At 35.8% G+C, this 24,382-nt stretch carries 21 protein-coding genes, 1 tRNA gene and 1 pseudogene; 12 read left to right on the forward strand and 11 right to left on the reverse strand.

Going from position 1 to position 24,382, the window contains the following annotated elements:
* The 3 genes and pseudogenes from EGI26_RS05965 to EGI26_RS05975 form a co-directional block, all read right to left on the reverse strand.
* Window positions 1–671: pseudogene (locus tag EGI26_RS05965) on the reverse strand (hypothetical protein); the annotation flags it as partial.
* Between the two features lie 140 nt (window positions 672–811).
* Window positions 812–2,275: a S41 family peptidase gene (locus EGI26_RS05970; protein WP_255077017.1), complete on the reverse strand. Its 1,464-nt coding sequence runs from the start codon at window positions 2,273–2,275 to the stop codon at window positions 812–814.
* 124 nt (window positions 2,276–2,399) lie between these two features.
* Window positions 2,400–3,617 (reverse strand): DUF2130 domain-containing protein, encoded by a 1,218-nt coding sequence (locus EGI26_RS05975; RefSeq protein ID WP_255077018.1) that lies wholly within the window; start codon window positions 3,615–3,617, stop codon window positions 2,400–2,402.
* A 253-nt stretch (window positions 3,618–3,870) separates the two neighbouring features.
* Here EGI26_RS05975 and EGI26_RS05980 point away from each other — a divergent pair, with 253 nt between their 5' ends.
* A complete protein-coding gene (locus EGI26_RS05980; RefSeq protein WP_255077019.1) occupies window positions 3,871–4,182 on the forward strand; it encodes a nucleotidyltransferase family protein in 312 nt (103 codons plus the stop codon).
* Complete coding sequence (locus EGI26_RS05985; protein WP_255077022.1) at window positions 4,163–4,510, forward strand: DUF86 domain-containing protein; 348 nt, start codon at window positions 4,163–4,165, stop codon at window positions 4,508–4,510. The genes EGI26_RS05980 and EGI26_RS05985 overlap by 20 nt, the downstream gene beginning before the upstream one ends.
* A 46-nt stretch (window positions 4,511–4,556) precedes the next feature.
* On the opposite strand, the gene EGI26_RS05990 is transcribed toward EGI26_RS05985, so the two are convergent.
* From EGI26_RS05990 to EGI26_RS06005, 4 genes are all read right to left on the reverse strand, one after another.
* Entirely contained in the window at window positions 4,557–4,757 is a 201-nt protein-coding gene (locus EGI26_RS05990) for a hypothetical protein (RefSeq protein WP_255077023.1), read from the reverse strand.
* Between the two features lie 299 nt (window positions 4,758–5,056).
* Window positions 5,057–6,931, reverse strand: a complete 1,875-nt coding sequence (locus tag EGI26_RS05995; RefSeq protein ID WP_255077024.1) for a DUF4139 domain-containing protein — start codon at window positions 6,929–6,931, stop codon at window positions 5,057–5,059.
* 112 nt (window positions 6,932–7,043) lie between these two features.
* Window positions 7,044–7,892 carry a fumarylacetoacetate hydrolase family protein gene (locus tag EGI26_RS06000; RefSeq protein ID WP_255077025.1) on the reverse strand — a complete coding sequence of 283 codons (849 nt, stop codon included), beginning with the start codon at window positions 7,890–7,892 and terminating at the stop codon, window positions 7,044–7,046.
* Between the two features lie 114 nt (window positions 7,893–8,006).
* Window positions 8,007–8,780, reverse strand: a complete 774-nt coding sequence (locus EGI26_RS06005; protein WP_255077026.1) for an SDR family NAD(P)-dependent oxidoreductase — start codon at window positions 8,778–8,780, stop codon at window positions 8,007–8,009.
* 141 nt (window positions 8,781–8,921) lie between these two features.
* On the opposite strand from EGI26_RS06005, the gene EGI26_RS06010 reads away from it, so the two are divergent.
* From EGI26_RS06010 to EGI26_RS06035, 6 genes are all read left to right on the forward strand, one after another.
* Window positions 8,922–8,995, forward strand: a tRNA-His gene (locus EGI26_RS06010).
* Window positions 8,996–9,402: 407 nt separating this feature from the next.
* Window positions 9,403–10,350 carry an alpha-E domain-containing protein gene (locus tag EGI26_RS06015; RefSeq protein ID WP_255077029.1) on the forward strand — a complete coding sequence of 316 codons (948 nt, stop codon included), beginning with the start codon at window positions 9,403–9,405 and terminating at the stop codon, window positions 10,348–10,350.
* Between the two features lie 63 nt (window positions 10,351–10,413).
* On the forward strand, window positions 10,414–11,136 hold the full coding sequence (locus EGI26_RS06020; RefSeq protein ID WP_255077031.1) for a peptidase: 723 nt from the start codon (window positions 10,414–10,416) through the stop codon (window positions 11,134–11,136).
* A gap of 1 nt (window position 11,137) precedes the next feature.
* Window positions 11,138–11,986 carry a transglutaminase family protein gene (locus tag EGI26_RS06025; RefSeq protein ID WP_255077038.1) on the forward strand — a complete coding sequence of 283 codons (849 nt, stop codon included), beginning with the start codon at window positions 11,138–11,140 and terminating at the stop codon, window positions 11,984–11,986.
* A gap of 158 nt (window positions 11,987–12,144) precedes the next feature.
* Window positions 12,145–13,542, forward strand: coding sequence for a phosphoglucosamine mutase (gene glmM / locus EGI26_RS06030; RefSeq protein WP_255077042.1), 1,398 nt, complete (start codon window positions 12,145–12,147; stop codon window positions 13,540–13,542).
* A 92-nt stretch (window positions 13,543–13,634) separates the two neighbouring features.
* The gene (locus EGI26_RS06035) at window positions 13,635–14,609 is read left to right on the forward strand and encodes a glycosyltransferase (RefSeq protein WP_255077043.1); all 975 of its coding nucleotides are present in this window, start codon (window positions 13,635–13,637) and stop codon (window positions 14,607–14,609) included.
* Window positions 14,610–14,657: 48 nt separating this feature from the next.
* On the opposite strand, the gene lgt is transcribed toward EGI26_RS06035, so the two are convergent.
* Entirely contained in the window at window positions 14,658–15,473 is an 816-nt protein-coding gene (lgt, locus tag EGI26_RS06040; RefSeq protein ID WP_255077046.1) for a prolipoprotein diacylglyceryl transferase, read from the reverse strand.
* Between the two features lie 228 nt (window positions 15,474–15,701).
* Between lgt and argC the strand changes: the two genes are divergently transcribed.
* Window positions 15,702–16,670, forward strand: coding sequence for an N-acetyl-gamma-glutamyl-phosphate reductase (argC, locus tag EGI26_RS06045; protein ID WP_255077047.1), 969 nt, complete (start codon window positions 15,702–15,704; stop codon window positions 16,668–16,670).
* Between the two features lie 11 nt (window positions 16,671–16,681).
* Window positions 16,682–17,803: an aspartate aminotransferase family protein gene (locus EGI26_RS06050; protein ID WP_255077048.1), complete on the forward strand. Its 1,122-nt coding sequence runs from the start codon at window positions 16,682–16,684 to the stop codon at window positions 17,801–17,803.
* Window positions 17,804–17,824: 21 nt separating this feature from the next.
* Here EGI26_RS06050 and EGI26_RS06055 read toward each other — a convergent pair whose 3' ends face one another.
* On the reverse strand, window positions 17,825–19,345 hold the full coding sequence (locus EGI26_RS06055; protein ID WP_255077050.1) for a BACON domain-containing protein: 1,521 nt from the start codon (window positions 19,343–19,345) through the stop codon (window positions 17,825–17,827).
* Between the two features lie 142 nt (window positions 19,346–19,487).
* On the reverse strand, window positions 19,488–20,945 hold the full coding sequence (locus EGI26_RS06060) for an APC family permease (protein WP_255077052.1): 1,458 nt from the start codon (window positions 20,943–20,945) through the stop codon (window positions 19,488–19,490).
* A 189-nt stretch (window positions 20,946–21,134) separates the two neighbouring features.
* Here EGI26_RS06060 and EGI26_RS06065 point away from each other — a divergent pair, with 189 nt between their 5' ends.
* Both EGI26_RS06065 and EGI26_RS06070 read left to right on the forward strand, forming a co-directional pair.
* The gene (locus tag EGI26_RS06065) at window positions 21,135–22,319 is read left to right on the forward strand and encodes a PepSY domain-containing protein (protein WP_255077055.1); all 1,185 of its coding nucleotides are present in this window, start codon (window positions 21,135–21,137) and stop codon (window positions 22,317–22,319) included.
* Window positions 22,320–22,458: 139 nt separating this feature from the next.
* Window positions 22,459–23,022, forward strand: a complete 564-nt coding sequence (locus tag EGI26_RS06070; protein WP_255077056.1) for a YceI family protein — start codon at window positions 22,459–22,461, stop codon at window positions 23,020–23,022.
* Between the two features lie 69 nt (window positions 23,023–23,091).
* Here EGI26_RS06070 and EGI26_RS06075 read toward each other — a convergent pair whose 3' ends face one another.
* A complete protein-coding gene (locus tag EGI26_RS06075) occupies window positions 23,092–24,381 on the reverse strand; it encodes an ATP-grasp domain-containing protein (protein WP_255077058.1) in 1,290 nt (429 codons plus the stop codon).
* Between the last annotated feature and the right edge of the window lies 1 nt (window position 24,382).

Genomic DNA, 24,382 nt, shown 5'->3' on the forward strand with positions numbered 1-24,382 from the left:
TGCGTAAATACCTCAAAACCAGAAGGAAGTATTCCATCAAATGTCACAGAATATTTTACAGATTTCTTTCCGCTTTTATTATCGAGCCCCTCTTTAAGTTTGCCAGACATCTCACTCACCATGGTGCTGTCTACCCGAATCAAATTGTACTTTAACTGCTCACTATAAGCATAATAATCTGAAAAAGTAGTGTAGATGAACTCATAGACTTCCTTAAAGTAATGATAGTCAATCTTTGAAAGCCTTTCCGAAATGGAGCTTCTGACTACGGTTTCCCTTTCATCTAAGTCAAACAGTACTTTAAATCCCGAATCGTTAAAAGTATCTTCTAAAGTGCGTTGGCTTAATTTCTCATTGTCTAGAATTCCATAAAGTAATGATAGAATCTTTGAAAGCCTTTCCGAAATGGAGCTTCTGACTACGGTTTCCCTTTCATCTAAGTCAAACAGTACTTTAAATCCCGAATCGTTAAAAGTATCTTCTAAAGTGCGTTGGCTTAATTTCTCATTGTCTAGAATTCCATAAAGTAGTAGATAGAATACCTTTTTGGCATGCAATACTTTAGTATAATAGTCAACATTCGTATTAGAGGATAGGTGGGTTAATAAAGCCTCTGGTATTAACCCTATCAGTTGGCTTACTGATACCTTGTGGTTCTTGAAATTTGTCATTAGATTTTAAGAAAGCGTAGCCAAAGATACAAATTCATAAGTCTAAGACAACGACAAATCATTAATAACAAAAAATGGCCGGAAGATATTTAATCTTCCGACCATGAATACCAAAATAGGAGGCTTTTATTAACAAATCATTATTTCAGTGTATTGAGATATTTTACTGCAAAACCTATCCAATCGGCCTCTGAATCTGGAATTCTAACATCAGGCTTGATACCTATTCCTTCTAATGGGGTCAATGGCAATCTGTAGCTATACCCTAGCGGCAAAGCCAGCCTCCATGCGTAGCAAGGAAGTCCCCAATCACGCACTTCGGTGTAGTCAAAAGCCCCCTTTGAATTGGTTCCCATGATAATGGTTTTGGAGCTTTGTCTGGCTTCCAAACTCAAACTTTCGGCAGAGCTAGCCGTATTTTTATCTACAAGAATCACCACCTTTTTGGGATTAGCAACACTTGTAGGAAAATTAAAAGTCCTATCTGAAGCGGTGATAATTGCTCCTGGATTCATTTGCATTTTCCTAATAATATCTCTCAACTTTGGATCGAGAACCTTGGCATATTGTGGATAATCCTGAATAGCCTTTAATTCATGATTGAGCAATATTTGATTTTCCATTGATGCTCTGATTTTTGATCCTCGCCGAACTATTGGCCCGTTAGCTATGTATGGAAAAATAGCATCAAATACACTTTCATCCCCTCCTGGATTGTTCCTTAAATCGATAATTAAGTTTTTACTTGACCTCAAAAGAGCGTCGTTTTGTTTAACCATCTCACTTACATATAGCTCAACGTTAGCCATTGTGAATGGCGGCAGTTTCAATAATGTATTGTTTGAATCGAGTTTTTCAATTCTATAATCAGGAATTCTATGAATCAAATCATCTTGTGAAGCGAACTCTTTTGGAATAGGACTTAACTTATTGAATTTATAAATGTTCTCCATTACCAAAAGATTCTTTACCACATTGGTTATGGTAATTTCTGGTGTAAAATCAGCATAGTAATAGGTTGTTTTGAATTTAAACTCCGATAATTGTTCTAATACAAATTTCGTTTTACCAATTACCCATAAATTATCTCTTTTGTTCAAAAGAAAACCATAAAACTTATTTGCATTTACGGCGTCCTTTAAGATACCTATTCTGTAAACTTTATCATCACTTTCCCATATACCTTCTACGAAAGAAAGTTTGGCTAAATTTGTTGTCAAATGAGCTTGAAAAGTCTGTTCTGATATAAATTTTTGTGTAGGAATAGCCGCAGCTCTTTTTGCAATTACCTCTTTTGGCTCTTCTACCACAAAAGGAGTTTGGGTATTAATAAACAAATGACCGTCTTTAAAAAACTCTGTCCATTCTTTAAGAATAGTGTAGCATTCTTTGGGATCGGTAACTCCGGCTGACTTTTCCTTAACTTTTTTAGATAAGGCGTCGAAAGCAGGCTTCGTAGTTGCATTTACTTTCAAACTATAAGCAGAATAATTATCTCTTACTTTCTGGTAAATTTCATCGAAGTTTTTCTGACAGTTACAGTCGGTTTGGGCATTGACTTTTACAGACAATAGGACAAGCAATAATATCGTAATTCGTTTCATATTAGAAAAATAGTAATTTGGCTACAAATTTGAAATCCAAATTCATGCCTAAAATGGTTGAAACAATAAATAATTTTATAGAAGTGTAGTTTCAGTAGCCATTTATTCAGGAAAAAACTATTTATCAGTCAGTTTCTGACTCATCACCGTCTCCAAGTTCGAGATATTGAATGGGCGAAATTGCGTTTCCTGCAATTCCTTTTATGCTACCATACATATCTATTGTGTTTCCAATCACTTTTTCAATCTGCATCTCTCGTTCTTTCCAAATTCTTTGCATGGCCCGTTTTTCTTTGTCAAGCTCATTTTTGAGATTAGAAAAACCGTCTACAATGGCTTCCATCTGTTGTTTAAACTGACTGCTGGTCAGAAAATTGTACAAAACACTCATCTTATCCGCTTTATTATCATTCACAGACTTAGCCATCTGTGTTCGTATCAAAATCTCCCTCAAAACAAACACCAAGCTCTTTATTTCATGAAAACCACAGACCCAAACACCTTCTTTTTCCCCAAACCTATCCATTTCTTTAGGCATTGTTTGAGTTACTAAAACTGCTATTTCTGCTCCTGTTTCACGTTGATCAGTCTTCAATTTTTCTATCCAATCACCACCAAAATTCTGTGTGCGTTTGCTTTCAAAAATAATTTTGCCACAAATCTGCCCAAACTCATTGATAACCGTCTGAACTGCGTCCGCACCACGTTGTCCTTTTTTTATTTCCTCTATTTGGTCATACGGAAAAGCCTGCGTTAGCATAGATTCTATGGCCAATTCTTGCACTTCGCCTTGCAGCTGCATGGATCCTTGGTCGGCTTTTCGTTTCATCTCGTTCACGAGATCCATTTGGGCTTTTAGTTTTTGCTCAAAATCCTTCTTGACCAACTCGAACTCGTCGTCCTTTCGCTTTTTGGCGGCTTCTTCTATGTCTTTTGTTTTTTCGAGCATCGTTTTTTCGAGCTGAATCTTCATCAATTCCTGCTGATTTTTCAGTTCTTGCTCTTTTTTCAAAAGCTCTATTTCTTTTTCTCTGCTAAGAATTATCTGTTTTTGTTTCTGCTCATTGTCTTCTTTAAGTGCAGCCAGCATGGCGGCATTTTTCTCGTCAGAACGTTTTTGAGCTTCGGTTTGGGCTATTGCCCACATTTTTTTCTTTTCTTCTTGTTCAAAAACCCGCTTCTCTTCCGCCATTTTAGCTTTCAACTCCTCTATTTTCAAAGCATTTATTTTCTCTTGGGCTTCAATACCTTTCTTGAGTTCTATTTCGAGATGTTTTTGCAAAGCTTCGCCCGCATCAAATTGATGGCCGCAGTTGGGACAAGTAGTAAGGTTTTGTTTCATTGGTTTATTTTTTTAACCGCTTGCTCGCTAAGACGCAAGAAATAGTATTTCTCAAATGTCTTTCGACATCATCATGCATAATTCCGCAGAGTTCTTGAAAAACTAATTTTACAAAAGTAATGAAAATAAAAAACCTGTGGTGGAATGATAAGGAATTTAGCAAGGAAGATGGAATTCAAGATGCGTTTTTGAATAACCAATAAAATTTGAGATATTTGTAGAAGACAAAACGGTTCTTTGGAGAATTAAGTGAATGGACATTTTGAAAAATAATGAGAAGGCTCTTTCAACATTATGTGAAACCCATAATGTGAGTGAATTATATTTTTTCGGATCTGTTCTCACCGATAAATTCAACAAGTCTAGTGATGTTGACATGCTAATTCAATTTGCAGAAGTAGATTTAAAACACTATTTCGAAAATTACATGGACTTGAAAGAAAAATTAGAAGTACTTTTTGAAAGAAAAGTAGATTTGGTTGAAAACCAAGCAGTAAGAAACCCAATTTTTAGAAAAGTACTGGACAGAGAAAAAATATTGGTTTATGAGCGAAAAAGTGCTTAAATGTCTGTACGACATTAAATATGCAATTGAAGAAATAGAAAATTTTCTTTCCATTCAGCCAAAACAATTTGGAGCCTACAAAAAGAATCTTCTTCTAAAACGAGCCATTGAAAGAAACCTTGAAATTGTGGGAGAAGCCATGAGCCGAATTTTAAAAGAAGATTCTGAAATTGCAATTTCAAATGCAAAACGAATTATTGGACTAAGAAATCAAATAATTCACGGATACGATAGTGTTTCTGATGAAAACATTTGGGCGATACTGATAAATCACATGCCAATTCTAAAAAGAGAAATAGAAAGTCTGATAAATCCTATTAACTCTTAAGGAAGTACATCACTAGTATTCAATATGTTAAAAATAATTTTTAATTCTACTTTAGAATTTTCAGCTCGATGATATTATTACCATCCTGATATTCAACATATTTTATATCTACATTTAATCCATTTTTACAAATTGGCCCACCTTGTGAACAAGTTTGATGAAACCCAGAATTGTCTTGGTAATCGTTGTATTCGAATAAAATTGTAGCGATTTTGAAACTCTCCAATCCTTTACCATGGACTGGCATAAAATCTTCAATTTTACCTTTGATTTCTTTGAATTATTTTTTCGAAATTTTATCATTCAATTCATGAAAGTTTTCACATTCACTTTGATATAGTTTATAGGGAATAAAAACACCTGCAATTAGAAATAGAATTCCGAAAAATGCTTCTCTAGAAAACAACTCTTGCTTCATCCTAAAATGATACATTAGAAAGATAAAACCCAAAAAAGCAAAAAATGAAGGTGTCAGCCACGATAACCCCATTTTCGGAATTAGTTTGTAGGCTATATAATATTCTTCCATAATTAATATTCCTTAGATTATTCTTCCTCTACCATAAGATTCTTCGGATACTTAACCGCATAACTTAATTTTAGAATTTTCTCAGATGATTTTTTAAGATTTATATCCCATCTAATAATTCCAGAATCTTTATCTATTTTGCTTTCTGGGGCTTCTTTGTCTGAAATATCTACGTCTTTGTTCGCTGTAATAGGAAACTGATCTTCTACAATTATTCTAATATCTTGATTTTTGGTATTTCTTACTGAAATATCAAAAACATATTGCGACTGAATATTCTGTCCAAATGACTGTTTTTTAGAATATTTCTTTAATTGCTTTCTTTCAACTTTTATACTTTGGTCTCTACCAAGTGAAAGATTCAGCGTATCCTTGTTTGACAAATCCAATGCGGATTTACCTAAAAACGTACCTTCAAAATAAAGGTTTGCTTCTCCATCTATAAAATTAAACTGTTCCCAATCCATAATTTGAGCAGTAAGAAATGCCGCAGGGTCTATTTTTGGAGTTGATTTGTATAAATATTCGACTGGAATTTCTAATTCTTTCAAGTCCAACGTTTTTTCTTTTCCATCAGAATTCAAAGTCAATACATCATTCAATGTAAACTCTAATGATGCTGGTTTTTCTTTTTCTTCAATTAACGAGCGGGTGACTTGTACACCTGCCGACCTACCAGAAACAACAGTAACGGAACCAGTTGCATTCTTTTTAATCGAAGTTCCATATCCAGTTACAACTACTTCTTGCAAAAGTTGAGAATCTTCTTTCAGAATAACATTTATTGGCGAATTATCTGCTTTTATAGATTGTGAAATATATCCTACAAATGAAAATTGCAGCTCATTTCTTAAACCAATTTTATCGCTTGGAATAGTAATTCGGTATGAGCCATTTATATTCGTTGAGGTTCCAAGAGAAGTTCCCTTTAATTGAATCACTGCACCGGGAAGAGGATTGCCCTCTTCATCCTTAACCACTCCCCAAATCTCAGAAAGTTTTTGTGAGGTCTTTATTTCACCAGTATATTGAGAATAATCATTTGGAATACCCCAAATCCACATTTTCAACTCTGGAATGGTCGAATTCTTTTTGGGAAGAGAGTTGCTCAAAGTAACTTTTACGTCTTTCCAATCTTCCCCCGAATATTGATAAACTTTGGCTTTGTATAAAACATTAAGGGGCTTATCCAAGCTCAATGCATTAAAATCGTAAGAAGGCGACCATCCAGCATTTTGAAGAAAGTAAGTGACAATTATCTTTGTTTGACTCTTATTCTGTTTGGCTTTCAGATTTATCACTATCTCAGAAAGCTTATTCTCATTGTTTTGCCCCAAATCATTCAATTTTCGATTGTTTTCTTTTATTTCAATCTCCAAAGAATCTAATTTTCTGTTGGCATTATATTTAGCATTAAGCACCTTCTTCATTTTGGCATCGAAATAATCAACCGTTTTTGTCAAATCCTCTGGTTTCATACCAGAGTAAGTTCCACCTACATTCTGATTGCTCAAGAGCATTTTTTCTTGATAATCCAACAAAGTTTGCTCTATCTTAAGCCTCTTTTTCTCTTCATTTATGGCATTATTGCTTTTAATAATCTTGGCATTCATCTGTACATAATCTTCCTCATTGTTTAGGCTTAATTGATGTGAAAGAGAATTTAAGGAAATGGTAGCATCCATGAATTTAACCTGAATACTGTTTTTATCTAATTCGGGTGAAACACCTTTTATGACTAAATTATTCTCTCCGTTTTTAAGGTCCGCTATAGCTTCTCTGGTAATTTGAGCACCAGATTTGTAAACTGTTACAGAAACTATCTTTGAGGAAATTTTGGTTTGAGAAAAACCAATAAAGGGAATTAAAAGAGCTAGGATTAGTTTTTTCATTTGAATTTATGTTTTGGAAATGCAATTTATGTTTTATTTCGAAATAACAAAAAAGGTATCAAAAGACTTTTAAACCTTTTGATACCTTTATTATTGCAAATCACGATTGATATTACACCCAAGCCACAGCGATCTGCTTCTGCTGCCCAAGTCCTTCAATACCAAGCTTAACCACATCACCAGCTTTAAGGTACATCGGTGGTTTAAAACCTAGTCCCACACCCGCTGGTGTACCAGTAGAAATTACATCGCCTGGGAGCAAAGTCATGAAGTTGGACAAATAACTTACCACCTGTGGTATATTGAATATCAGATCGTTGGTATTCGAATCCTGTATTTTTTTGCCGTTCAATTCTAGCCAAAGATTCAAATTATGTGGGTCATTAACTTCGTCTTTGGTAGCCATAAACGGCCCCAATGGTGCAAAAGTATCACATGATTTTCCCTTCACCCACTGTCCGCCACGCTCCAACTGAAACTCACGCTCAGAGTAATCATTGTGCAAAGCATAACCCGCCACATAGTCCATGGCTGACTCCTCCGTAATGTATGAAGCTTTTTTGCCAATTATAACCGCCAATTCTACTTCCCAGTCAGTTTTTACCGAATTTCTCGGAATTATCACATCGTCATTTGGTCCACAAAGAGCCGTAGTAGCTTTGAAGAAAACCACAGGTTCCTTCGGCACATCCATTCCTGATTCTGCTGCGTGTTTGGCGTAATTTAGTCCAATACATATAATTTTTGAAGGCCTCGCCACGCAAGAGCCCAATCTTTCGCTTTCCGAAACTTCAGGACATTCGTTTGTTTTCAACCATGCCTCTAATCTTTCTAAACCGTTAGTAGCAAAGAATTTCTCGTTGTAATCTTCACCAAAAGCACTCACGTCAAGCCTTTTTCCGTCTGCTGTTAATACGCCAGGTTTTTCGTTTTCAAAAGCTCCAAATCTTATTAATTTCATATTTTTTTGTTTTAAACCGCCAAGTCTCTTTTGCACGAAGAAGTCATTATCTCCATGTTTTCAAAGCTTGGCTTTTTTTGAATAAATGTATAGTTTTCAGCGTTTTGTCCGATGTTAATTGTTTAATTTCACAAATCCCCCATCAATCACATAGTCGTTTCCAGTCACGAAACTGGCTTCATCAGATGCCAAGTAAACCACCAAAGCCGCTATTTCTTCAGGCTTAGCCATACGACCTATCGGCTGAGTTTTTGACAGTTTCTCAAACATTTCTTTTTCTTTTCCTGGGTAATTTTTCTTGATGAAACCATCCACAAAAGGCGTATGCACTCTGGCCGGCGACACGCTATTGCAACGGATATTATCCGCTACATAGTCACGAGCCACCTGCAAAGTCATGCTGTAAATCGCCCCCTTACTCATTGAATAGGCAAATCGGTCTGGAATGCCCACCGTGGCCGCTATCGATGCCATATTGATGATTACACCTCCGTCGTTCTTAATCATAAACGGTATAACAGCATGCATACAATTATACGGGCCTTTGATATTAATACTGTAAATTCTGTCCATATCAGCCTCCTCTGTGGTTTCTACAGTGCCGATGTGTGCTATACCAGCGTTATTGACCAAAATATTTATCGGCTGAATGGCATTAATCTTGGCCATTTTTCTCATCACCACTTCTTGGTTAGACACGTCTACTTTATGACAATATGCCTTTCCCCCACTGGCATTTATAAGATCCGCTTCACGCTCAGCAAGATCAATGTTCAGTTCAAAGATATGCACAGTGGCTCCTTGCTTGGCAAAAGCCCTTGAAATTTCGAGTCCAATACCACTGGCTCCTCCAGTGACTACTGCTACTTTTTTGTGTAGTTTAAACATCTCATTTTTTTGATTTATAGAGAAAACCCAATTTTAGTCAAAAATAAGGCAGTTTTTTGGAAGAAAAAAGTAAATAAAAAAACTCATTCAAAATTTGACAGAATCATTTTTTTGCCTAATTTTGCACTCCAATTCAATACGGAGGTTATAGCTCAGTTGGTTAGAGCACTGGTTTGTGGTGCCGGGGGTCGTGGGTTCGAGCCCCATTAGCCTCCCCGTATTTAGCGAGTCTTTTTAAGACTCGCTTTTTTTATGTCCTTTTCTCAAAAATTACTAGCAAAAATAATTCGTACGTCGCCCCATTAGTCGGGATGCCGCAGCACGGGATGCCGCACCACTCCCCATATTTAGCGAGTCTTTTTAAGACTCGCTTTTTTTATGTCTTTTTTTGAAAATTATTCATGTGAATTAGAATTGTCAGATGAAGTACTCGACTCTTTGATTTATGGAACATGCTTTACTATAAATCTCAAAGAGCTTCTAAAACCTTTCGAGATTCATTCGTTTTTGCGAGAAAAATCAAAAATTGAGATTTTTTGATGAATTTATTTTAATAATTCCTTAACAATTTGCAGGAATTCAATATTTGGGTATATTTGAAATATAATAAAACCAAAGAAAAATGTTAAGTAGAGTTGCTAATTCCATCTATTGGATGAATCGCTACATTGAGCGAGTTGAAAATTACGCTCGTTTTGTAAGTGTCAATATCAATCTTTCTTATGATTTGCCTGGAATGATTTCTGAGCACTGGGGTTTGTTGCTCGAAGCCACACACGACAAAGAAACTTTTGACAAGCTCTATCCAGAAGAAACCGAAGATAAGATAATTTATTTTATAACCTTTGATCCTCAAAACCCAAACTCTATCTATAATATTCTAGGCAATGCCCGTGAAAACGCAAGAACGGTAAAAGAAACTCTCCCAAAAGAAATCTGGGAGCACTTAAATAGTTTCTATTTGAGTTTCAAGCAATTTTCTACAAACAAAAAACTTGACTTTGAGGAACTTCCCAAATTTTATGAAAACATAAAACAGCAGTGCCAGCTCTTTGCAGGCATGATAGACGGCACTTTGCTCAGAGATGAAGCCTATTATTTTGCAAACATGGGTAAGTTTTTAGAAAGAACCGACAAAACCTCTAGGTTTTTGGATATTGGGTATTTCAACTTTAAGTCTGTTTCAGACGTTAAAACCGCCAATCCTCAGGATTTGTTGGTTTGGTCGGCAGTGTTGAAATCGGTAAGTGCTTTTAATATGTATCGCCAACAATATAAAAGCTTAAAACAGGAAAACATCATAGAGTTTTTGATAAAAGACCGTGATTTTCCGAGGGCTATTTGTCATAGCATAAAGAAAGCTGAATACGCCATCTATAGAATTTCAGGAACTAGGCCTCAAGATAGCTATTCAAACAATGCAGAAAAGTCTATCACTCAGCTAAAGCACGAAATTGACTTCACAGAAACTAGCGAAATTATCAAATATGGGCTGCACAAATACTTGAATGACTTTCAGGTAAAAAACAACAATATAGACCAAGAAATATTTAAGGTCTATTTTGCCTAGTTTGGGGAAATAATACAGACCAAATACACTAAATTTGCGTCGAAACAATATTACAACAATAAAATGACTTTTTGTTTAGGAGTAAAAACAGCCCAAGGATTAGTAGCTATTTCAGACAGAAGAATAACCTCAGGAAGTGAGGTTTCGAGCGAAAAAAAGCTCTCGGTTCACCAAGTAAAAAATCATTCATTGTTTATAATGACAGCCGGTTTGAGGTCTGTGAGAGACAAAGCTATCACATATTTTCAGGAAGTTTTAGACAAAGAAGACAATAATTTTGACAAGTTATTTCTGGCAGTAAATGCATTTGGGAATCAATTAAAAAGAGTAGCAGCAGAAGATAAGGAATCTTTAATTAATGCTGGATTGAGATTTAACCTATCGGCAATAGTTGGAGGTCAACTACAAAACGACAAAGAACACAAGTTGTTTCTGCTATACCCCGAAGGTAACTGGATTGAGGTAACAGAAGGTTCTCAGTTTATAATTATAGGCAACTCTGGTTATGGAAAACCTATTTTGCATAGAAACATAAAATATTCAAGTCCGTTTGAAGAAGTTTTAAAATTGGGATTCTTGGCTTTTGACTCAACAAGAGTGAGTGCCAATGATGTAGATTTTCCGATTGATGTGCTAATTTATGAAAAAGACAGCTTCAACATTGTGGAGCATACTTTCGAAAAACATGACTTAGAACACATCTCATATCAGTGGAACGCTCTACTCAACAACTCTGTACAAAAACTACCCATAGACTGGATAGACCCTTTACTTAGAAAAAAATAAGATGATTTTAGAAGTTGAGCATCAACTAAGCTATTCGTACTCTGACTATGTGGGTCTCAACCCACATTATTTTTTCTTAAGCCCTAAACCTACCCCCTACCAGTACCTTATAATTCATGAGCTTGGTATATTGCCTAAGCCTGATTTGCTTAATAAAAATATTGACCAAGAAGGCAATATACAACATGTATGTTTTATAAATCAAAGATTAAAAACCTTTGAAGTAAGTTCAAAATTCAGTATAAAAACTGACAATTTCAAAGGACTTAACTTCGTGTTTTTTCCATTTGAATGTGCCAAAATACCATTTAAGTATCCGCAAAGGATGGAAAAATATGTTGAGTTTATCTTAAATAGTAAAGTAATATCAGATCAAGTAAAGGAATATGCCTTGAGTGTTGCAGAAAAAGCAAATTACAGCACAATTGATTTTTTAATGGAAGTAACCACACAAATACACAAAAACTTTCGTTATATCTCTAGAGAACGGGGAGACGCAGTCTCGGCCGACGAAACCCTAAAAAGCCAGAGTGGTTCCTGCAGAGATTTTTCGGTTTTTATGATAGAAGTGTGTGCTTCAGTAGGTATTCTTGCTAGATTTGTGAGTGGCTATTTGTATGGAAGCGAATTACATCAACATGATTTGCATGCCTGGGTAGAAGTACTTCTCCCTGGTGGTGGGTGGCGAGGATTTGACCCAACTGAGGGACGAGTTGTAGATAAAAATTATATTGCCTTAGCTGCTTCAATAGAATCAGCAGGCCTTAATCCTGTGAGAGGAACTTTTAGGGCTTCAGGGCACATTGACTCAGTACTAAACACACTGGTTACTATTAAAGAAACAAAGTAATACACTAGAACAAGTACATACTTTATTTCAAATTTAATAATAAAAGATGCTGATTACATTGATAAGCAAAACAATAGTAGTTTAAAAAAAATTGCTAAAAATATAAGACTAAAAAACCGAAAACTAATGTTAAATTTGAACCCTAATTTATATTCTACGTGACGTTAATAAAATCTATATCTGGAATTAGAGGTACTATTGGAGGAAAAAGTGGAGAATGTTTAACTCCACTTGATGTTGTGAAATTTACTGCCGCCTTTGCAGCAACAATTCTAAGTAAACCTGAAGTAAACAAAAAAGTTGTGCTTGGTAGAGATGCCCGTCCTTCGGGCAAAATGGTATCAGACTTAGTAACTGCCACTCTTACAGGCATGGGTATTGATGTGGTAGATTTAGGCCTTTCCACCACTCCTACTGTAGAAATGGCTGTGCCACTGGAAAATGCTGGTGGAGGAATAATACTAACAGCAAGTCACAATCCTATACAGTGGAATGCCTTAAAGCTGCTAAATGAGAAGGGAGAATTCATCTCCGGCTCTGATGGTGAAAAACTACTTGAAATTGCCAAAAATGAAGATTTTACCTTCGCAGAAGTCAAACAACTTGGTAAATACGAAATCAACGATACCTATCTTCAAAAACATATAGATGCTATACTGAAGCTATCTTCTGTAAACGCAGAAGCTATTAAAAGTGCCAACTTCAAAATAGTTGTAGATGCAGTAAACTCTTCTGGAGGTTTTGCTGTGCCTCTTTTATTAAAAGCCTTAGGCGTTGAAGAAATCAAGGAACTGAACTGTGAACCAACAGGGATATTTGCTCATAATCCTGAGCCACTTCCTGAAAACCTCAGAGAAATTTCTGGTGAAATGAAAAAAGGTGACTATGACCTAGGCATTGTGGTTGACCCTGACGTTGACAGATTAGCTTTGATATGTGAAGACGGTGAACCATTTGGCGAAGAATATACCTTGGTAGCGGTAGCTGATTATATTTTAAGCATTAACAAAAAGCAAAAAAATACGACCGTTTCCAATTTATCCTCTACAATGGCACTTAAAGACGTAACCGAAAAACATGGAGGCGAGTATTTTTCGGCCTCTGTGGGTGAGGTAAACGTGGTGGAAAAAATGAAAGAAATGGGCTCTATAATAGGTGGTGAAGGCAATGGAGGAATTATCTTCCCAGAACTTCATTATGGAAGAGATGCTCTAGTTGGCATCGCACTGTTCCTTACCCATTTGGCCAAATTCAATAAACCCGTTGGTTTTTTAAGAAAAAAATACCCGAATTATTTCATTGCCAAAAAGAAAATTGAGCTTGATCAAGGCACCAATGTTGATTTGATTTTGGAAAAAATTCAAAAAAAATACACTAAGTATAATCTGGATACAAGAGATGGCGTAAAAATCCATTTCGATAAAGAATGGGTACATTTGAGAAAATCTAATACTGAGCCCATAATAAGAATTTATGCAGAGAGTGAATTTGAGACTAAGGCAGACAACCTTGCAGATAAAATAATTCAAGACATAAAAGAATTGATGACTGCCTAATTTTTATAAAAAATTAGTAATGTTTTCAATAAAATATTAAGTTTACAAAGAAGCAGGAAATTAACCTTCCTGTTTCTTTCTTTTAAGAAAGAATGCAAAACCAAAAGCCATTGGTAAGTGTACATTTACTCACTTACAATCACGCCAAATTCATTACTCAGTCGATAGAAAGTGTTGTAAATCAAAAGACTAACTTCTCTTTCGAAATTATCATTGGCGACGACCACTCAACCGATGGTACCAGCCAGATTGTTGACCAATACGCTGCAGAATACCCTGAGCTCATAAAAGTAGTAAGAGGCAAAACTAACGGTGGTCCGCAACCGAACTCTATACGAATACTCGAAAACTCACAAGGCAAATACATGGCGGCCCTTGAGGGTGACGACTATTGGATAGACCCCTTAAAACTCCAGAAACAGACAGATTTTATGGAGCAAAATCCAGACTTTGCCATTTGTTTCACCAATACACGAGTGGAGTTTTTTGAAAATAACGAAGAACCTTATTTGTTAAATTCAACTATAGAAAAGGACGTTTTTGAGCTTAAAGACCTAATAGCTGAAACAGAAGTATGGTTTATGGGTACGGCTACACTTTTTTATACGATGTCTTCCATTTTTCCGGTGCAACCGTGGTTTCATAAAACCAAAAGTGGTGACATTCCAATGATTATGTTGGCCGCAAGACACGGAAAAATTAAATATTTACCAGACGTAACCGCCGCCTACAGAAGACATTCTGCGGGGGCAAGCAATACCGATCACAAAGACGACGCCAAGTTTTTGGAAAATAGAATAATGATGTACACCAATCTCGATAAAGATACAGGATACAAATTTCATGATAAGTTCAAACGAAACTTGGGCGGCTGGTACTATTTATTGCTAAATTCAAAGCAATACCAGAGTTTGTATTTCAAAAAATTGAGAATTGCAGCCAAATACATTTCTTTGATGTATCCAAATATACCTCAACTAAAACTAGTACTTAGAGACCATTTGATTCCACAATGGGTAATGGAAGTGACTAGAAAAATTAGGAGAGCTTTGGGTATGATAAATTAAGAAGAAACTCATTAACAAAAAGGACCATCTAATTATTCGTTACAATAATCATGCAATCGGCTTCTCTTTCAGAGCTCTCACCATCACAAGAATACCAAAAAGAATGACCGGAATACTTAGAATTTGACCCATGTTTAAAGCCATCGTATCTTCAAATTTCTCTTGATTTTCTTTCAAAAACTCGTAGAAAAATCTCAATCCAAATATCCAAACGAAGAAAATACCAGTCAATAAACCTCTTGGTGTTTTCGCCTTCCAACGTTCATACAAAAAGAATAATATCACAAAAAGCACCAAACAACTTATAGATTCATATAACTGTGCTGGATGACGTGGAACTTGCTCAAATTCAAAATTTTGCTTAAATAACACTCCCCAAGGCTTATCAGTGGCTTTTCCTACTATTTCGGAATTCATAAAATTACCAAATCTAATAAAAGCCCCTCCCAATGCACTCACGATTACCATACGGTCGGTCAGCCACAAATAATCATAACTTGGGTTTCTTTTCTTAAAGATTATCAACCCTATCAATACACCGAAAGCAGCACCATGGCTTGCCAAGCCAGAATAAGGTGGAACGAGCATATCCCATAAAAAAGCCAATGGATTGTCCATAAAATGGCCGCCTTCATAAAACACATAATGACCGATCCTAGCACCTAAAACGATAGATAGAATCATGGTAAGCAGCAACTTATCCAAATCCTTTTCATCTCTGTTTTCGAATTTAAAAACTCGAGCAATTATCTGAAAGCCAATAAGAAATCCCATGGCAAACAAAAGACCATACCAACGAATTTCGAAAGTTCCTATTTTAACAATAGTTGGCGACACGTCCCACACTATTTGGTTGATTAACATCTTTAGATTTTATGATTTTGAAAAAGTAAAATTAACCTATATCATCAAAACAAACTAAAATTATTAAATTTCTTAACAAGATTTAATTATTTTTGCAACGATAAGAAGCAAAATTGAGAATACTCCATTTCATATCGCCCTTTCGAAGACCGATTCGAAACACCCTCCGATGAGATTTACCTCATCCGAAATATTCTTTTTTATCATTTTTTCAAAAAACTTATTTTAATGAACTCCATAAAAATTGGAATCATAGGTGGAGCTGGCTACACTGGCGGCGAACTACTAAGAATACTAATCAATCATCCATCAGCGGAATTGGTATTTGTCAATTCTCAGAGCCAAGCTGGCAAGCCAGTTTATAGCACGCACACCGATTTACTGGGCGAAACTGAGTTACTTTTCACCGATAAATTGCCATTTGAGTCGGTTGATGTAATATTCCTTTGTTCAGGACATGGACAATCGGCCAAGTTTTTGGCTGAGAACAATGTACCTAATTCAGTTAAAATAATAGACCTAAGTACCGACTACCGAGACGAAACAAACGGTTTTGTATATGGTTTGCCAGAACTGAATCGTGAGAGAATAAAAACTTCAAATAAAATAGCCAATCCAGGTTGCTTTGCTACTTCTATTCAGTTAGCCTTGCTTCCATTAGCGGCAAATGGCTTATTAAATTCTGAGATACATGTAAGTGCAGTAACGGGCTCTACTGGTGCAGGACAGTCGCTTAGTCCTTCCACGCACTTTAGCTGGAGGAGCAGCAATATATCTATCTATAAGGCATTTACGCATCAACACTTGGCTGAAATTGGCCAAAGTTTAAAGCAGCTTCAAACCGGATTTGAAAAAGAGATAAACTTCATTCCTTACCGAGGAAATTTTACACGAGGTATTATGGCAAATGTGTATTTGGACTTTGATGGAACTTTAGAAAATGCTGTTGCTGTTTTTGAAAAATATTATGCCGAGCATCCTTTTTGTACCATTTCAAAAAGCCCAATAGACATCAAGCAAGTTGTAAATACCAATAAGTGCATTTTGGAAATACAAAAACACGGCAATAAGCTTTTGATAACTTCAATTATCGATAACTTGGTAAAAGGAGCATCAGGTCAAGCGGTACAAAACATGAACCTCGCCTTTGGATTGGCAGAAACGACTGGGTTAAATTTAAAAAGTGTAGGATTCTAAAATCAAGAAAAATGAAATTATTTGACGTATATCCAATAAACAATATAGAACCCGTAAAAGCTCTTGGAAGCACCATTTGGGACGAAAAAGGTCAGGAATATTTAGATTTGTATGGTGGTCATGCGGTGATATCTATCGGTCATTCGCATCCACATTATGTAAAAAAGCTTACAAAACAGATAAAAAACCTCGGTTTTTACTCCAATTCAGTGAAAATTCCACTGCAAGATGATCTTGCTGATAAACTAGGGAAACTTTCTGGGCTAAAAGACTACAGCTTATTTTTAGCAAATTCTGGAGCCGAAGCCAACGAAAATGCCCTTAAACTGGCTTCCTTTCACACGGGTAGAACGAAAATTGTAGCTTTTACGAAGAGCTTTCATGGTAGAACTTCGGCTGCTGTTGCAGTAACTGACAACCCTTCCATAAAAGCCCCAATAAATTTTGCTGACCATGTAGTTTTTGTTCCTTTCAATGATGTTGAAGCCACAAAAAAAGCCATTGACAACACAACATGTGCTGTAATAGTGGAGGGAATTCAAGGTGTGGGTGGAATTCAGGTAGCTACCGAAGAATTCATGAAAGCCATCAGAACTTCTTGTGATAAAACTGGGGCAATATTTATTCATGATTCTGTACAGTGTGGATATGGTCGTTCTGGAAAGTTTTTTACTTTCCAGCATTACAAAGTAAAACCTGACATTGTCTGCATGGCCAAAGGTATGGGCAATGGTTTTCCTATTGGCGGAATTTTGATTTCACCAAAATTCCAGGCCAAACACGGTCTTTTGGGAACAACTTTTGGGGGAAATCACTTGGCCTGTGCTGCCGCAATAGCTGTTTTAGATGTAATCAAGAAAGAAAAACTGGTTGAAAATGCCGCTGAAGTGGGCACTTACCTTTTGACGGAATTGAGAAAATTTAAAAATATCAAAGAAATAAGAGGAAAGGGACTAATGATAGGCATAGAACTCAGTGAACCCGTTGGAGAAATCAGGAATAAAATGCTGTTTGAAGATCACATTTTTACTGGTGTGGCTGGCTCAAATACCATCCGATTACTTCCAAGCTTAGCCATTACAAAAGCCGAGGCCGACAGGTTTTTAGATACTTTAAAGAAATATATAAAGTAACAAAAGAGGCTTCGGCCTCTTTTATTTTGCTCTTACTCTACCTTGAGCATACTTGTTCACAAAACCACAACCGATATTTACATTGGCAAAACTACTCGCATTGGTTGCCGAAAACTTATTGCCATTTATAGATAACGTCTGATTTGGAATCAATTGAAAACAGTTAGAAGCCGTAATTGTATTGTTCTTAAATCCATCTATTACCTCCAAATGTGTTTGATGACTAAATTTCTTCTTGGCAAAATTTGAATTAAGGAAACTGATTATACTGTTGTTGCTCGATACATTCACATCGATATAACAATAATCTCCTAAAAACTCGCAGTCTTGAATATTCACTTTTTTGGTATCAACAAATTTCAAACTAAAGAAATAAATATCTCTAAAACTTAGATTTTTCAAGGCTGATTCGATATTAGACTTCAAATCCAAAATTCCGATGACACAATTATCAAAAAACACATGGTGGATATTGGGCAATGCCGTGCCGAATGAAGACACAGACACATTCTCAAAATTGATTCCTACTTTGGCGTTTTTGATTAAAACGTAAGAAGTTTCGATGTCATACTGTGACACTATACCGCCCCAATCACTATCTGTTGTTGAAGATTCCGCTGATCTAAGTTCTATGATTTTAGACGGATCTCCATTGGCAATCAGTTTACCCAAAACATTTATCACCAATAAACTAGATAGTTTTTTTACTTTTATAATTGTTCCTGGCTTCAAAGTTAGTGTAAGCCCTTTTGGTATATTAATATCTCCATTAAGATTAATATTCCCTGTCCATGTTTCGTTTTTACTGAGTGTATGTCCTTCTATAGTGCCCGTGATGGTGTCATCGTAAGTACCAGATATTGTGACCACACTTGGTTTGCCCACAACGCCCAATACTTTAGGTGTAATAGTAACCTTGGCTTCAAAAGGGCCAGCTGAAAGTGAAGTTGGATCTACACTGACTGATAATGAATCATTTGTGATAATAGAGCCGCTCGTTTTATTGATTTTAACCCACGGCTTATCAGAAACGACCTCGTAAGTCATTTTTTCTAAGCCAATTTTTTTGAAATTTATTTGGGTACTTACTGCTTTTTTTATAGTGCCTAATGCTATGCTGGCAACAGTAGTTTGCAAGAGAGTCGGAGCAAACTTCCCTTTTATCTCTACCAAGTAATCGGGTGCATCTACATCATTAATTGAAGATTTTACGGTTAAAATAGCAGAATTGTCACCCTCCACTAAGTCTTTTGAAAGCAAATCTACATGAAACTTTAATGTATCAGCCAGAAAGCTTAATGAGCCAGTTTGGTTATCAAGCACCAACCAACTTTTGTTCGAAGAAACCGAATATTTTATTTGACCAATACCGTCCTTTCTCAGTTTTATATAAGACTTAGATGTTGAACTTATATTTCCCAAATCTACTTGATTTTTAGAAACGGCTAGCTTGGGATTAGGAATCGGAAGGGGCTCTGCAACAGGGTCTTTACAAGCCAGAACGAGTATTAAAAGACAAAAAGAAAAACCGAAAATTTTCAAGATCAATAAGTTTAAATTCAAAATTAGATCATATTTTCTAAAAAATTAAGAAAACCATATTTCCCAATAAGTTTTTTAATAAAAAAAACATCAGAAAATATGGTTGTCATAAATGCCCAATTCTTATATCAAGAATCAATTCTTATTCTTCAGATGGCTTATTTATTCTACTGAAAATATAATATATTGGAATACCAATAGCTACAATAAACAATCCAGGAATGGTAAACTGAGGCTTTTCGATGAACAAAATAATCACCAATGAAAGGGAAAGGAATACATACAATGCTGGTAAAAGTGGGAAAAGTGGAGCTTTTACTGGTCTTTCGATTGAAGGTTCTTTTTTACGCAAAATAAAAATCCCAAGAATAGTAAATGCATAAAACAAGATAACTACACCCATCAGATAATCGAGCAAATCACCATACTTACCCGTAAAACACAAGAAAGAAGCCCAAAAACATTGCCACCAAAGTGCATTTTGCGGCACGCCATTGGCGTTGAGTTTACCAAAACTCTTAAAAAATAAACCATCTTTTGCCATTGTATAATATACTCTTGAGCCAGAAAGTATAAGGCCATTATTGCACCCAAAAGTAGAAATCATAATTAAGATAGCCACAAATATTGCAAATTTTGCTCCACCAATAATGATGGCTGTTGCGGCTGCAACTCTATCTTCAGACGCAAATTGAATTCCTCTTGCCATCACATCTACTCCATTGGGATCACCCTTGAGTGGCAAAATACTCAAATAAGAAAGATTCATTAGGAAATATAAAACCGTAACTAATATAGTTCCAATGGCCATTCCACGAGGAATGGTTTTCTTAGGGTTCACCACTTCGTCACCAGCAAACGTGAGCCCATTCCAAGCATCTGATGAAAAAAGCGTACCTACCTGTGTTACACCCAAAGCCACTATAACCCCCAATAAAGAAAGGTTCGTTACATTCAGTATGCCATCTACAGACTCTGATTTACTAGCCGTAAACATATCACCAAAGTTTAAAGATATCACATCGGCATTGGCTCCAAGAGCAAATCCAAGAACTATCAATAAACCAATGGCCACCAATTTTGTAGAGCTAAAAATATTTTGAATTATTTTACCATAATTTACGCCATTGGTGTTGGCCCATGTTAAAAGTATAATACTCGAAATAGCCAGTACCCTCTGAGGAGTAATTTTAAACGAGGTATCACCCAATCCAAGCCAAACATCAGTGTCGTTGATTATAGATGGAAACAATACTCCGGTATATTTAGCGAAAGCAACAGCCACCGCTGCTATAGTGCCTGTTTGAATAACCGCAAAAAAAGACCAGCCATATAAGAACGCCAACAATCTGCCGTAAGCTTTTTGCAAATAGACATACTGCCCACCAGCCTGTGGATACATGGATGTGAGTTCGCCATAGCACAAAGCCCCTGTCATAGTAAGCAAGCCAGCCAACAACCACGAACACAAAAGCCAGCCAGCTGAGCCCGTTTGACGAGCTACGTCGGCACTCACTACAAAAATCCCCGAACCGATCATCGATCCTGAAACCAACATTACGGCATCAAATAGCTTAATTTCTCTTTTAAATCCAGACATATTATTTATATAAGTTTTTAGGGTTAATTTTTTTTAGAATGTTGAAAATAACTTTACAAAGAAAGTAAAAAAAACACATAAATAATTGTAAAGTTTTTTTGCAAATAAAAAGCTCTGCAACACACTGTTGGCTAGATTTTTGCTAATATTTTAGGTTGAATATCGAGTGTAAAAAAATAAATACTAAAAATGAAAAACCTAAAATTAGTTTATGGTTTGGGGGCTTTTATATTGGCCGCCAACCTCATGTCTTGTGAGCAAGACCAACTAGCATCTGCAGATTATTCAAAACAAGAAAATGCTGTTTCTGTGGAACCAGGAGAAGTAAAACTTAAACTTGTTGACTTACCTAGTCCAGTTAAATCGTACTTAGAAACTAATTACAACGGTTTTGTTTTTTTAGAAGCAAAAAAAACAACTACTACCGCAGGTGTAAACATATTTACAGTAAAGTTTCTATTGAAATTTGTACCCTATGAAATTAAGCTTGATGCAGAAGCTAAAGTATTATCCATAAAAAAAGCCGGAACTCCTGAATACATAGTAAAAGAAGGTGAATTACTCGAAACTATAAGCACCTATCTTAAAGCCAATTACATAGGATATAAGTTTATTTCTGCTAAAAAATATGAGAATGACAAAAAAATATACTTTGAAGTAAAGATAAAGAATAGTACTGGAGGTACTGTTGAGTTAAAATTTGATGCCAATGGAAAGATTCTTATTACAAATACCAATGGCCAAACTGTGGCAATATTAAAAGAATCAGACCTATTGCCTAGTATAACTACATATTTAAAATCGAAGTACACCACATACACATTGATTTCTGCCAAAAAAATCTCTAAAAATGGCATTATTTCGTTTGAACTTAAAATCAAGACAGGCAACAATACTTTCGAAATGAAGTTCAACGCAAATGGTTTAATCACTGAAAGTTCAGATCAAAGTCTAAAAAGTTCTCCATTGACATCCACTTCAATACCTACCCAGATTCTTGAGTACTTAAAAACTAACTATGCCGGTTATGTGTTTGTGTCTGGAGAAAAAGCTGAAAAAGCTACTGGGACATTTATTAATATCAAAATAAAACAAAACAGTATCACTTATGAACTAAGATTTGACGGCAGTGGAATGTTTCTAAGTGTTTCAGGAAGCAATAAAACTTCAGAAGTAAAAATTACCTTAGCCGACTTACCTTCACCGGCTAGTACTTATCTCAAGGCAACCTTCCCTCAATTTGTGTTTTTATCTGGCAAAAAAGTTACTAAAAATGAATCTATCACTTATGTGATAAAACTTAAGTCGGGACAAAAAGAATATACTATAACTTTCGACTCAAGTGGCAAAATGTTATCAAATAAACGATCTTGAGAAGACAAAAAATACTTTATTTAATAGGAGTCGAGTTTATCTCGACTCTTTTTTTTGTAAAAAAAACTGTTCGTAGTGAACCATTTGAATTTAATATATGTATATACATTAATTGTTAAAACTTAAAACAAATTCTAAAATGAAAAAAGTACTTTTATCATTAACCGCTGGCTTACTTTCGTTGGCGACGTTCGCACAAACTTGGTCTTTAGACAAAGCTCATTCAAATGTTGGGTTCACTATCACTCACATGATGATTTCTGACGTGGATGGAAGCTTCAAATCTTACGATGCAAAGTTGACATCTTCTAAAGTTGATTTCTCTGATGCCGTATTCGAATTCTCAGCAGAAGTTGGAAGCATCAACACAAGCAACGATATGAGAGATGGACACCTAAAAAGCCCTGATTTCTTTGATGCAGCTAAGTATTCAGCAGTGACTTTCAAAAGCACTAAAATCAAAAAAGGAAAAGGTCAGAATTATACGATTTCTGGAAACTTAACCATGCACGGTGTAACAAAACCATTGGTGTTAGCTGCAGTAATCAAAGGACCTGTAGAAAACCCAAGAAGCAAAAAACAAATGATGGGAATCACAGCTTCAGGAAAAGTAAATCGTGTTGCCTTTGGAGTAGGAACTTCTGGTGCAACGTTGAGCGATGATGTAACCATCAAAGTATCAGGAGAGTTTACAAAAGACTGATATACATACATCAACAAACAAAAAAGGTGAGCGAACGCTCACCTTTTTTATACGCTCTCGACCAAAACACTATTCTTTCCAGTCTATCAAAGTGGGCAATGCGTCCACATCAAAAACTGGTATATTCAAATGCTTTTTCACTGCAAGCCTTTCACCATAAGCATTATCTATAAATATCACACGCTCGGTTTCTTGTATAAATTTATACTTCTCTTCTTCCATTTTTAGGTGAATAATCTCATCAAAAATTCCTTTATGAATAGCGAGAATGTCCAAAGTTTGTAAAATATCAGACTTGTGCTTTGTTATCAATTTTATAACTCTTCCCTTTGTTTTTTGATGATACAAAAACATCATTACGTTGGCATTTACTTTATCGTTTTTGGTAATGGTATCATCAAAATCAATATAAATAGTATCGTATTCAAAGTAAGCAATATATCTACTCAAAAGTGCTCTTTCTCCTTCTAGCACATAATCGTTCGAGAAAACTTGTACATCAAAATCCAGATAATCATACACCATCAGCATCGGGAAATTCACACCTAAACCTCTGAAAACATTCATGTTTCCTGCTATTTTATTGGAGGCTTCAAGGAGTTTATATCTTCCTTTTGAGTCACGTTTGAGCTGAAAATACCACGATCCTCTGATACCAATCTGGTCAGAAACTATCTTTCCTATAGCTTTTATTTCATCGGTAGCCTCCACTGTCATACTATTTACGCATACACCGTCAAATACCCTTTTTCTTATTCTTGGCCCTACAAATTGTAGGTTTCCATGGCGGTCTGTAAAACAATCAATCGTTAGTTCTTCACCAGGCAAAAACTCTGTAATAACATAATTTTCAGGATCTTTAAGTTCATCATATTGCTTTCGTTCATGAAGGATAAAAGCACCCTTACTACCCTGGCCCTCGTCAAGTTTTATATAAACTGGATAATTTAGAACCTCAGAAATAGAATGAAAAACAGTAGGGCAAAAATCAAAATCTTTGAATAAATCATAAATTTTCTTTTTGCTTCTGCAAATTTCGGCCTGTTTGAGGCCTGGAACAGCAATTTTCGTATTTATCTTATCTGCATTCTTGGCCATAAACACCAATACAGTATCGTGTGTGGGCAATATTAGGTCAATAGACTCATTTGCGATAAGCTCATTTAACTTTTCAATAAAATTTGGCTCAGAAATATTCGGAAATCCGCCATGATAATTCTCATAAACCATCCTTCCGTGGTCTTCTCTACCCGAAGCACCCACTAGCCGCATATTCATTACATCTTTTAGAGCAATATGTATCTCAAGTGCACTCTCTGCACCACAAGGAAACACCAAAACATTGGTTTTCTTATTCATA

This window comes from Lacihabitans sp. CCS-44 (assembly GCF_024343735.1).
Taxonomy (GTDB): domain Bacteria; phylum Bacteroidota; class Bacteroidia; order Cytophagales; family Spirosomataceae; genus Leadbetterella.

Bases quoted from the DNA above. Each gene is read 5' to 3' on its own strand.
- EGI26_RS06035 (WP_255077043.1), top strand. From the start codon at position 13,635: ATGCAAAACCAAAAGCCATTGGTAAGTGTACATTTACTCACTTACAAT.
- lgt (WP_255077046.1), bottom strand. From the start codon at position 15,473: ATGTTAATCAACCAAATAGTGTGGGACGTGTCGCCAACTATTGTTAAA.
- EGI26_RS05970 (WP_255077017.1), bottom strand. From the start codon at position 2,275: ATGAAACGAATTACGATATTATTGCTTGTCCTATTGTCTGTAAAAGTC.
- EGI26_RS06075 (WP_255077058.1), bottom strand. From the start codon at position 24,381: ATGAATAAGAAAACCAATGTTTTGGTGTTTCCTTGTGGTGCAGAGAGT.
- EGI26_RS06005 (WP_255077026.1), bottom strand. From the start codon at position 8,780: ATGTTTAAACTACACAAAAAAGTAGCAGTAGTCACTGGAGGAGCCAGT.
- EGI26_RS06000 (WP_255077025.1), bottom strand. From the start codon at position 7,892: ATGAAATTAATAAGATTTGGAGCTTTTGAAAACGAAAAACCTGGCGTA.
- EGI26_RS06070 (WP_255077056.1), top strand. From the start codon at position 22,459: ATGAAAAAAGTACTTTTATCATTAACCGCTGGCTTACTTTCGTTGGCG.
- EGI26_RS06060 (WP_255077052.1), bottom strand. From the start codon at position 20,945: ATGTCTGGATTTAAAAGAGAAATTAAGCTATTTGATGCCGTAATGTTG.
- EGI26_RS06050 (WP_255077048.1), top strand. From the start codon at position 16,682: ATGAAATTATTTGACGTATATCCAATAAACAATATAGAACCCGTAAAA.
- EGI26_RS05990 (WP_255077023.1), bottom strand. From the start codon at position 4,757: ATGCCAGTCCATGGTAAAGGATTGGAGAGTTTCAAAATCGCTACAATT.
- EGI26_RS05980 (WP_255077019.1), top strand. From the start codon at position 3,871: ATGGACATTTTGAAAAATAATGAGAAGGCTCTTTCAACATTATGTGAA.
- EGI26_RS05985 (WP_255077022.1), top strand. From the start codon at position 4,163: ATGAGCGAAAAAGTGCTTAAATGTCTGTACGACATTAAATATGCAATT.
- EGI26_RS05975 (WP_255077018.1), bottom strand. From the start codon at position 3,617: ATGAAACAAAACCTTACTACTTGTCCCAACTGCGGCCATCAATTTGAT.
- EGI26_RS06065 (WP_255077055.1), top strand. From the start codon at position 21,135: ATGAAAAACCTAAAATTAGTTTATGGTTTGGGGGCTTTTATATTGGCC.
- argC (WP_255077047.1), top strand. From the start codon at position 15,702: ATGAACTCCATAAAAATTGGAATCATAGGTGGAGCTGGCTACACTGGC.
- EGI26_RS05995 (WP_255077024.1), bottom strand. From the start codon at position 6,931: ATGAAAAAACTAATCCTAGCTCTTTTAATTCCCTTTATTGGTTTTTCT.
- EGI26_RS06015 (WP_255077029.1), top strand. From the start codon at position 9,403: ATGTTAAGTAGAGTTGCTAATTCCATCTATTGGATGAATCGCTACATT.
- EGI26_RS06020 (WP_255077031.1), top strand. From the start codon at position 10,414: ATGACTTTTTGTTTAGGAGTAAAAACAGCCCAAGGATTAGTAGCTATT.
- EGI26_RS06025 (WP_255077038.1), top strand. From the start codon at position 11,138: ATGATTTTAGAAGTTGAGCATCAACTAAGCTATTCGTACTCTGACTAT.